The organism is uncultured Tateyamaria sp. (assembly GCF_947488715.1).
Classification (GTDB): Bacteria; Pseudomonadota; Alphaproteobacteria; order Rhodobacterales; family Rhodobacteraceae; genus Tateyamaria.
On sequence record NZ_CANLAG010000009.1, the window covers coordinates 129398 to 139495 of the forward strand.

A 10098-nucleotide genomic window follows, 5' to 3' on the forward strand; every position below is an offset into this window, starting at 1 on the left:
GAATTGCCTGTTTATAGTTCGGACGCGGCAGCGTTTTTTGCAAACTACCCCAAGGGCGCGTCCGGGAAAACTGTTAATCTTGCGTCGGCGCTGGTCACCGCCCGCGCGGCAAGCTACGTCTTGTGAAACGCTGAACCCACGGAGTGCCCCAATGACTGATCTGACACCGGTATCCTTTGCCGCCACTGACCTCGACGCGATTGCAGGTCACGAAGGGCGCGTTGCAGTTGTGGTCACGCCCGAGGGCAAGTTGGAACAATCCGCACGGCGCGTGAACCGTTTGACCAAGGGCGCGGTCCAGCGCTTTGTCGACAGCGAGGGGTTCGCCAAGGTCAAGGCGGGCCATGTGACATCGCTGGCATGGCCTGCGGGCATGGCCGCCAAGGCCGTCGACGTGATCTGTTTGCCGCGCAACCACTCTGTTGAGGACGCCCGCACGGCAGGCGCTGCCTTGGGCAAGTTGCGCGGAGGGGCTGCGTTGTTGTTGGCTGCGGACGGGGCGCGGCGCGTCGCGGAAATGGTGTTTGGCCTCGTAATGCGCGACTATGATTTCACTCCGCACAAAACCGATGCCGAGGTCAGCGAGACAGGCGTGACCGTCATGGCGTCCAAACCCGACGAGGCCGAGGCCGCAGCCGCACCACTGCTTGCGATCGCTGACGGGACATTCATGACCCGTGATCTGGTCAATGAACCGGCCAACATCCTGACCACCACCGAATTTGCCGACCGGCTGGCCGAGATGAGCGCGCTTGGCCTAGACGTCGAAGTGCTGGACGAGGACGCGCTGGAGAAACTGGGGATGCGCACGCTGCTTAGTGTGGGGCAGGGGTCCGACAGCCCGTCCAAGGTTGTGGTGATGCACTGGAACGGTGGTGAGAAAGACGCCGCACCCTTGGCACTGGTGGGCAAGGGCGTCGTGTTTGACACCGGCGGTATCAGCCTGAAACCCGCAGGCGGCATGGAAGACATGACCATGGATATGGGCGGCGCAGGCGTGGTTGCGGGCACAATGCGCGCGTTGGCCAAACGCAAGGCCCGTGCCAATGTGGTCGGTCTGGTCGGTCTGGTCGAAAACATGCCTTCGGGCAATGCAACGCGCCCCGGTGACGTCATCACTTCGATGAAAGGCGACACGGTCGAAGTGATCAACACCGACGCCGAGGGCCGTTTGGTCCTGTGTGACGTGATGTGGTACGCGCAGGAACGGTTTGCACCTGCGGGCATGATTGATCTGGCCACGCTGACCGGTGCGATCATCATCGGGCTGGGGCACGAGAACGCCGGTGTGTTTTCCAACGATGACGGGTTCTGCAACGCGTTCCTCAAAGCAGCGGCCAAAGAAAACGAGGGTGCGTGGCGCATGCCGTTGGGTCAGGCCTATGACGACCTGCTCAAATCGCGCATTGCAGACATGAAGAACATTGGTGGGCGTCCTGCCGGTTCCGTCACGGCGGCGCAATTCCTGCAACGCTTTGTCAAACCGGAAACGCCTTGGATCCACTTGGATATTGCGGGTGTTGCCTCTGTGAAATCAGCCACGGCACTGGCCCCTGCAGGTGCGACGGGTTGGGGTGTCATGGCGCTGAACCGTCTGGTTGCGGACGGGTACGAGACCACCGACTGATATGGGTTCCGCCTACTTCTACCACCTGACGCGCCGTCCGTTGGAAGACACGTTGACCATGCTGCTGGGCAAGGCAATGCAGGCTGGTTGGCGTGTGGCGGTGCGTGGTGCTGACTTGGGGCGTCTGGCGGCACTTGATGAAAAGCTGTGGCTGGGCGCGGAAGAAGAATTTCTGCCGCATGGCATGTCCGGCACTGACCACGAGGCAGACCAGCCGATCTTGCTGACAACCGGGCCAGCCGCCAATGGGGCGGTTTGTGTGATGAGCGTGTTCGGAGCCGATGTGACCCCAGAGGAAGTTGGTGCCTTGGAACGGGTCTGCGTTCTGTTTGATGGCAATGACCCAGAGGCGTTGGACGTTGCGCGCAAACAGTGGAAAGCCCTGAAAGACGCAGGCGCCTCGGCCCAATATTGGTCCGAGGAATCTGGCCGTTGGGAGAAAAAGGCGGAAACCTAACGGCTGAGTGTCAGTGCGCCACCAGAAATCTCGATCCGGCCCCAACGCTGCAAGTAACCCATGCCCAAAAGCGACTGCCCAAGTTCACCGTCATTGACCACCGCCGGCACATTCGTGTCTGTGTGTGGCCCAATAGAGATCGTGTCGATGCGCACCGGTGCCGTGCGAACCTCACCATTGGCGGTGGCCGCGCGACCAAAGAACGTCAAGGTTTCCAGATCGAACCCAGCCGCGTCTGCGTCTGCGCGGTTCAGGACAATGTCAGTTGCGCCTGTATCGATCACGAAATCCAATGCGGTGCCGTTCACGTCCAGCGTCAAGTAGTAATGACCATCGGAACTGCGCGGGACGGTGACGACTCCTTGGTCATCAAAACGGGTCTGATTGACCAGCAGGTCGTCCTTGATATCGCCCCACAGGCCCACGATGCCAACTGCACCAACAAAGATGAGGACCCAGATGGACGCCATCTGAACTGTCTGACTGAGCTTGAGGCGTGACGTCGCAAGAAAACCGCCGCCGAGCACTAGAATGAAGGTTCCGAGATAGATCAGTTGGGCAATGCTGTCGGCGCTCATGGGTGTAACATAGGTTGCTTTGCTGCGTGTTTCAGCCCGGCAACACAGCAAAGTTGCGAAGACCGTCGAGGACAAACTGCACAGACAGGGCCGCGAGCAGCATGCCAAGCAATCGGGTCACCACTGTAATGCCGGTTTTGCCCAGTGCCCGTTCCAGAAGTCCGGAGGCCAGAAAAAGGGCAAGGCAAACGCCAAGCACCAGTGCGGTGATGGCCAGCACCAGCGCAAGACCTTCGAAGCCGGGCTTTTGACCGGTCAGCAGGATCACAGAGGCAATTGCGCCCGGCCCGGAGATCAGGGGAATGGCGAGTGGGAAGACGGATGGATCGTCGTAGTCTTCTTCTTCGGTCTGGTCCTCGCGGCGTTTGGTGCGCCGTTCGAACAGCATGTCGAGTGCCGTGAGAAACAGCAGTATGCCGCCTGCGACACGGAAGGCGGGCATCGATATTCCGATGAAGCCGAGCACTGCTTCGCCAAAGAGTGCGAACATGAGAAGGATGGCCATGCCCAGACCGCAGGCACGCAGAGCGATGCTGCGCCGTTGACGTTCTGGCACGCCCTGGGTCAAGGCAACGAAAAGGGGTGCGAGGCCAATGGGATCGATAACCACGAACATGGTCACGAAAGCGGTGATGAGGAATGCAGTGTCTACCATGGTGTTTTCAGATTGAGCGCCTGACGGCGCATGATTTCAATTGGTTTGCCGGGGGCGCTGCCCCCGGACCCCCGAGGTATTTGGAGCAAAAGGAAAGCATCAGATGCGTTCAGCGCTTTCCAGTTTTTCCAGGTCTTGCATCCACAGTGTTTCGGCGCGGGCGAGGGCGTCCATCACTTCGGCATATTTCTTTTGCCAGACTTCCATTTCGCCGATCTTGGCGTCCTCATATAGCGTGGGGTCGGCCAGTTTGGTGGCGAGTTTGTCCCTCATGTCGTTGAGTTTTTCGACGCGGGCCTCGGATTTGCGAGCCTCTGCCTTGAGGGCCAGCATGGCGTCGCGTGATGGGCGTTTGGGTTTGGGTTTTTCTGCGCGTGCCTTGGGTGGTTTGGCGTCAGACAACAGCAGTTTGCGGTAGGCCTCGAGGTCGTCTTCGAAGGGTTTGACGGTGCCGTTTGACACCAGCCACAAACGGTCCGCGACCAGTTCCAGCAGGTGCATGTCGTGGCTGACGAGGATCACTGCGCCGGTATAGGCGGTGAGCGCCTCGACAAGCGCCTCGCGGCTTTCGATGTCGAGGTGGTTTGTCGGCTCGTCCAGGATCAACATATGGGGCGCGTCGAGGGTGGCGAGCAGCAGCGAAAGGCGTGCCTTTTGCCCACCTGAGAGTTTGCCCACAACCGTTTCCGCCTGATCGGCCATGAGACCGAACCCGGACAGCCGGGCGCGCCAGCGGGCAGGGCCCTCGGTTGGGCGTTCGCGACGCAGGTGATCCAGCGGGGTTTCGTCGACAAACAGCTCATCCACCTGATGCTGGGCGAAATAGCCGATGCGCAGTTTGCTGGATTTGGTGATTTTTCCCGACAGTGCTGGCAGGCGATCGCTCAAGAACTTGGACAGGGTGGATTTGCCCTGACCGTTCTTGCCCAGCAGCGCGATGCGGTCATCCTGATCGATGCGTAGAGACAGTTTCGATAGGACTGTGGTGTCGCCATAGCCGGTGCTTGCGCCGTCCAGATGGACGATCGGGGGCGACAGCTCTTCGGGGTTGGGAAAGTCGATGCGTTTGAGGCCTGCCTCTTGCGGCGTGGTGATGGGCTGCATCTTGGAAAGGGCCTTGAGGCGCGATTGCGCCTGGCGGGCCTTGTCGGCCTTGTAGCGGAAACGGTCGACGTAGGACTGCAGGTGCGCCCGGCGGGCTTCTTGCTTTTTGGATTGGGCGGCGGCGACGGCCAGTTTTTCGGCGCGTTGGCGGGCAAACTGGTCGTAGGGCCCCTGGTAGAATGTCAGTTTGCGGTCCTCAAGATGAAGGATCGCGCCAACCGCCCGGTTCAACAGGCCACGGTCGTGACTGATGATCACAACCGTGTGCGGATATTTTGCAAGGTAGGCCTCTAGCCAGAGTGCGCCTTCGAGGTCGAGATAGTTGGTCGGCTCGTCCAAGAGCAGCAGGTCGGGCTGCGCAAAGAGAACGGCGGCGAGCGCCACGCGCATGCGCCAGCCGCCCGAGAAATCCGCGCAGGGTTTCAGCTGTTCGTCATCGTCAAAGCCCAGCCCTTTGAGGATTGTGGCCGCGCGGGCCTCGGCGGACCAGGCGTCGATGTCGGCCAGGCGCGTTTGGATTTCTGCAATGCGGTCAGGGTCCTGACTGGTGTCAGCGAGCAGGGCGGCGCGTTCGGTGTCTGCGGCCAGAACGGTATCGAGGAGTGACGTTTGTGATGCTGGCACCTCTTGGGCCACACCGCCGATGCGCGCACCGGATGGCAGGGATATGTCGCCACCCTCAAGCGCCAGTTCACCGTAGATCAGGCGAAAGAGCGTGGTTTTGCCTGTCCCATTGCGACCGACAAGACCAACCTTGTGTCCTTCGGGAATAACGGCGCTGGCCCCTTCAAAGAGCGGGCGGCCTGCGACGGCGTAACTGATATCTGAGATGCGCAACATAGGGATGCTCTTGCCGCAGATGCAGGGCGCGGTCAATCGCGCCTTTCCAAGCGCGGGTCTGCATGTTAGGGGCTGCGCGAAATCACATCCGGGGCCGGTTTGGCCCTTGCCAGACAGGAGAAATCTCATGGCCCTCGAGCGCACGTTTTCCATCATCAAGCCCGACGCAACACGCCGCAACCTGACAGGCGCGATCAACGCCAAGTTCGAAGAGGCGGGTCTGCGCATCGTGGCACAGAAGCGCATTCACCTGAGCAAGGCGCAAGCGGGGGTTTTCTATGCCGTGCACGCCGAGCGTCCCTTCTATGACGAACTGTGCGAATTCATGGCGTCCGCGCCGATCGTGTGCCAGGTCCTCGAAGGTGAAGGCGCTATCGCCAAGAACCGCGAAGTCATGGGCGCAACAAACCCAGCTGACGCGGCCCCCGGCACAATCCGCGCCGAGTTCGCGGAAAGCGTTGGTGAAAACTCCGTGCACGGTTCGGACGCGCCTGAAACGGCAGCTGTCGAAATCGCGTATTTCTTCTCCGGTCTGGAGTTGGTGGGCTAAGCCTTCCATCAAGACTGAGATGACCAGTAGACCGGCGCGCCTTTGGGTGCGTCGGTTTTTTTGGATGCAGAGAGACGTGCGTAGCCGGGCGTTACGCTTTTGGTCTTACGCCAATCTCGTCGAGTGCACGTTCAAATGCGGACAGGCCTGCATCAAATGCTTCGGACTTGATGGCATCGAAACGGGTGCGCAGGGCTTTCTTTTCTTCGCCCTTGCAGTCGTTCCATGGTCGACCTTGCAGGCCCATCACCAGAACGTAATAGCCAATGAAGTGGGGGCGTGTGCCAGCGCGAAGCAACCGGCGGTAGGTTTCGTCCGGGCCCAACGCGCGGAGCGTTTCGGCATCCGGGATGCCGGCCTTGGCACATGCCGCGTCCATTGCGGGGCCAAGATTGCGGATCGAAGAGACAGGGGTCGACATGGCGGTGGTTTAACCGTCTGCGCCGGTCAAGTCACGTCACCTTCTGCCGCGTTTGCGTGGTCAGATGCTCGCGTAGTCGGTGAACACCGGTTGCGGCGCTGTGTCCTTACGGGGCGTCGGGGTCGGGGGTTGCGGAGGCCGAGGATCTTTGGGCATTTCATCACCTATATACTGCTCTGTTTGGCCGGTTTCTCCGGGCTCTGACGTGCAGTAGGGCAGGTGCGTGTGCCGAGGCAAAGGCGCAAATGTGGCGATTATGTGGCGCGATCGAAAACGTATCGGGTGATTTGATGATAGGGCGTCTCAGGCGTGGCAATCACACTTGGAAAGGTTGGATTGTTCGGCGCGTCCGGCCATCCCTGTGGTTCGAGGGCAATCCCAGCAAAGGGGGCCACATCAGTGCCTTGCAAATCTGGCAAGTGTGCGCCGGAATAGACCTGCAAGCCTGGCTCTGTCGTTTCAACCACCATGCGCAAACCGTCTGTTCCCGTCAGCGTCGCCACTGCTCTGGGCTGCGTCACTGGCGCGGTCGCCGTGCATAGATTGTGATCTGTCGCCACGTCCAACTGGCGTGGCGTGCGGTGGTCCAGGGCTGTGCCGTCGACAGAGGCAATCGTGCCGGTCGGCACATTGTCCGCGTCGGTGGGCAAGTAGTGGTCCGCTGAAACCTGAAGCGTGTGGTCGCGTGCGTTGCCCAACCGCCAATAGGGGTGGTGTGCGATGGACATTGGCGTTGGCGCGGTGGTCGTTGCCTTGATGTCCAGCGTCAGCGCCGCGTCGTCCAGCGCGAAAGACACGGTGATGTGCCGCTCTCCGGGCAGTCCCATGTCCCCGTCAACAAGGTGGTGGTGCAACCGGACACTGTGTTCGGTCTGTGCATCAATCTGCCATTCACGCACGTCCAGCCCGTTTGGGCCGCTATGCAGCGCGGTGATGTCATTTTCGTTGCAAACCATCTGGTATGTGGTCCCCGACAGCGGCACGCGCCCAGCGCGGATACGATTGGCCAAGGGCCCGATCAAGGCACCGGGATAGACATCGAACCAACCTGGATGCTGCTCTGGATCGGCTGACAGGATCACGGGTTGGTCGTCATAGTGCAAGCTGAGCAAGCGCGCGCCGGAGGTGGACAACAGGGCGCGCATCGCACCGGAGGCAATCGAAATGGTCTTGGGCATGCGCGCACCATGGCAAAGGTACAGGCATTGTGCAATTCATTGTGCAGACCAATCAGAGGTGCCGCATGGACACGCATGTTTCGACACATGATGCCGCAATGGATACACGCAATGATCACATCCTGATCTATGTAGACGGTGAAATTTTGCCGCGTGAACAAGCGGTTGTGTCCGTGTACGACAGCGGGTTTCTGCTCGGGGACGGCATATGGGAAGGTCTGCGGCTTTATAGCGGGCACATCCCATTCTTTGATGATCACCTCGACCGCCTGTTCGAGGCCGCGCTCTATATTGAAATCGACATCGGCATGGATCGGTCCACACTCAAGAAGGCGGTGTGGGACACCCTCGCTGCAAATGAGATGCACACCGACGTCCATATCCGCCTGATGGTCACGCGCGGGCGTAAATCCAAGCCGTTCCAGCACCCGCACCTTAGCCTCTTTGGCTCGACCATCGTGATCATCGCAGAGTTCTCCAAGCCGGACGACAGCGTGGTGACCCGCGGCATCCGTCTGCACACCGTCCCGCACCACAGGGGACTACCGCTGACGCAAGACGCCAAGTTGAATTCCCATTCCAAGCTCAATTGCATCATTGCGTTGAACCACGCGGTACGGGCCGGGGCGGATGAGGCGTTGATGCTGGACCCGTTTGGGTTTGTGAATACCACCAACGCCTGCAACTTCTTTATTGTGCGCAAGGATGTAGTTTGGACGTCGACGGGTGACTACTGCATGAACGGCATAACGCGGCAGAAAGTGATCGACCTGTGTCGTGCCGAAGGCATCCCAGTATTTGAGCGAAATTTTTCCCTCGTCGACACCTACGGTGCGGACGAGGCGTTTCTCACTGGCACATTCGGCGCTCAGACGCCCGTGTTCGACATTGATGGTCGCGTGATAGGGGGCGGAGTTGCCGGACCAGTCTTTAAGCGGTTGCGCGCCGCCTACAAACGTCTGATCGAGGCGGAGCGCGCTGCCGTTAACTGACTGCGGATATGGTCGAGTTTGGGCGAATGACAAAAGCGCGTTCTTCTATGAAACCGGCAAGACCGAACTCTAGACCGCGCAGTCGAGACAAATCTCGTAGTTAACAATTGTAACTCTGACCGCGACGAAAATTACGAAAGCACAAAGCTACACGTACATTTACTCGCTCAGGAAAGTGTAGTGGCGGAGAGACAGTCCGCATAACTTGGGTTCTTCTGGGGCTAGCGGTGTCCGCGAGCGTTCAGGAAAACCACTAAAAGCAAAGGTTTAAATTCGGGCTCCGCTCTTGCGGTTCACAGGGGTTCATCCTAAACCGGTTTCAGGTGTGGGAACAAATGTGGGAACGATGTGGCTTTGAGTGCGCGAAAAGTGGAAACGGCTGGCCCCGGACGTCATGGTGATGGCCGGGGTCTGTTTCTCTATGTCAAAGCCTCTGGAGCGCGGTCTTGGGTGCTGCGCTATCAAGTGATGGGCAAGCGGCACGATCTAGGACTTGGAGCCTATCCCGAGGTGTCGCTAGCCATGGCGCGCGACCGGGCGTTGCACGCGCGGCGCATGATCCAAGAGGGCGAAGACCCGATTGCCAAAAAACGGCAAGCCAAGCCTAAGACGTTCAAGGACGCCGCGCTCGAACTGATCGAAAGTAAGCGCCCCGGTTGGAAAAACGAAAAACATGCGGCGCAATGGACCTCAACGCTAAAGGCTTACGTATTTCCAAGCCTCGGGCGGGTGCAGGTTGCACGGATTGAGACGGCGGACGTTATTGGTGTTCTGAAACCAATTTGGACCGCCAAGCCCGAAACCGCCAACCGGGTGCGCCAGCGGATTGAGGCGGTGCTGGACTACGCCACTGCGCTGGACATTCGGACGGGCGACAACCCGGCGCGCTGGCGGGGACATCTTGATCACCTGCTTCCAAAGCCGACAAAGGTAAAGGCAGTCAAACACCACCCGGCCTTGCCCCATGCCGAGACTGCTGCCTTCATGGCAGACCTGTCAGGCCGCACCGGCGTCGCGGCGCGTGCGCTAGCCTTTACGATCCTGACGGCGGCACGTTCCGGCGAGACGCGCGGCGCGACATGGACCGAGATTGATCTGGACGCCAAGGTCTGGACGATCCCGGCAGGTAGAATGAAGGCGGGCAAGGAACACCGCGTGCCCCTGAGTCTTGAGGCAATCGCCTGCCTTGGCCTCAAGGGAGACGACACAGCACTAGTTTTCGGAAGCGAAAGCAAACCGGGCAAGCCCATTTCAGACATGAGCATGACAGCGGTTGTCCGTCGGATGGGGCGCGACGCGATCACCGTGCACGGCTTCCGCTCGACCTTCCGCGATTGGGCGGGAGAAACCACGAGCTTCCCACGCGAAGTCATTGAGGCGGCGTTGGCACATGGAATCAAAGACAAGGCTGAAGCCGCTTATGCGCGGTCTGATCTTTTCGACAAACGGAGTAGATTGATGGAAGCTTGGGGCAAACTGGCACTTTCGGCTCGTACAGCCAACAATGTGGTGGAGCTGATCCAGTAGAGCGCACTGTTTTGGCGCTAGCTCCATGACAGCAAACCCAACTTTGAGCAAACGATAGAGAAAAACCGTAAGCCGACATTGGATCTAACCGTGGTTCTGTTGCACAAATCGGTGTCTGAGCGGGCTTCTGCTTTCACCGGGCGGATTTATCCTGTGGGCGCAGTGATGG

General features: G+C 59.6%; 10 protein-coding genes. 5 read left to right on the forward strand and 5 right to left on the reverse strand.

The features are described from left to right. Nucleotides 1–151 precede the first annotated feature (151 nt). Together Q0936_RS17925 and Q0936_RS17930 are read left to right on the forward strand one after the other, a co-directional pair. Entirely contained in the window at nucleotides 152–1627 is a 1476-nt protein-coding gene (locus Q0936_RS17925) for a leucyl aminopeptidase (RefSeq protein ID WP_299297233.1), read from the forward strand. Between the two features lies 1 nt (nucleotide 1628). Then, entirely contained in the window at nucleotides 1629–2084 is a 456-nt protein-coding gene (locus Q0936_RS17930) for a DNA polymerase III subunit chi (protein ID WP_299297235.1), read from the forward strand. Here the strand turns inward: Q0936_RS17930 and Q0936_RS17935 are convergent. From Q0936_RS17935 to Q0936_RS17945, 3 genes are all read right to left on the reverse strand, one after another. Further along, nucleotides 2081–2662, reverse strand: a complete 582-nt coding sequence (locus tag Q0936_RS17935) for a TIGR02281 family clan AA aspartic protease (protein WP_299297237.1) — start codon at nucleotides 2660–2662, stop codon at nucleotides 2081–2083. The genes Q0936_RS17930 and Q0936_RS17935 overlap by 4 nt on opposite strands. A gap of 31 nt (nucleotides 2663–2693) precedes the next feature. After that, the gene (locus Q0936_RS17940; RefSeq protein ID WP_299145844.1) at nucleotides 2694–3317 is read right to left on the reverse strand and encodes a MarC family protein; all 624 of its coding nucleotides are present in this window, start codon (nucleotides 3315–3317) and stop codon (nucleotides 2694–2696) included. Nucleotides 3318–3416: 99 nt separating this feature from the next. Beyond that, complete coding sequence (locus tag Q0936_RS17945) at nucleotides 3417–5261, reverse strand: ABC-F family ATP-binding cassette domain-containing protein (protein WP_299296895.1); 1845 nt, start codon at nucleotides 5259–5261, stop codon at nucleotides 3417–3419. A 127-nt stretch (nucleotides 5262–5388) separates the two neighbouring features. On the opposite strand from Q0936_RS17945, the gene ndk reads away from it, so the two are divergent. Continuing rightward, a complete protein-coding gene (gene ndk / locus Q0936_RS17950; protein ID WP_299145848.1) occupies nucleotides 5389–5811 on the forward strand; it encodes a nucleoside-diphosphate kinase in 423 nt (140 codons plus the stop codon). A 91-nt stretch (nucleotides 5812–5902) separates the two neighbouring features. Here ndk and Q0936_RS17955 read toward each other — a convergent pair whose 3' ends face one another. Together Q0936_RS17955 and Q0936_RS17960 are read right to left on the reverse strand one after the other, a co-directional pair. Further along, nucleotides 5903–6232 carry a TfoX/Sxy family protein gene (locus Q0936_RS17955; RefSeq protein ID WP_299296894.1) on the reverse strand — a complete coding sequence of 110 codons (330 nt, stop codon included), beginning with the start codon at nucleotides 6230–6232 and terminating at the stop codon, nucleotides 5903–5905. Nucleotides 6233–6486: 254 nt separating this feature from the next. Continuing rightward, complete coding sequence (locus tag Q0936_RS17960) at nucleotides 6487–7410, reverse strand: aldose epimerase family protein (protein ID WP_299296892.1); 924 nt, start codon at nucleotides 7408–7410, stop codon at nucleotides 6487–6489. Nucleotides 7411–7475: 65 nt separating this feature from the next. On the opposite strand from Q0936_RS17960, the gene Q0936_RS17965 reads away from it, so the two are divergent. Further along, entirely contained in the window at nucleotides 7476–8402 is a 927-nt protein-coding gene (locus tag Q0936_RS17965; RefSeq protein ID WP_299296889.1) for an aminotransferase class IV, read from the forward strand. Between the two features lie 348 nt (nucleotides 8403–8750). Further along, a complete protein-coding gene (locus tag Q0936_RS17970; protein ID WP_299145855.1) occupies nucleotides 8751–9929 on the forward strand; it encodes an integrase arm-type DNA-binding domain-containing protein in 1179 nt (392 codons plus the stop codon). Nucleotides 9930–10098 lie beyond the last annotated feature (169 nt).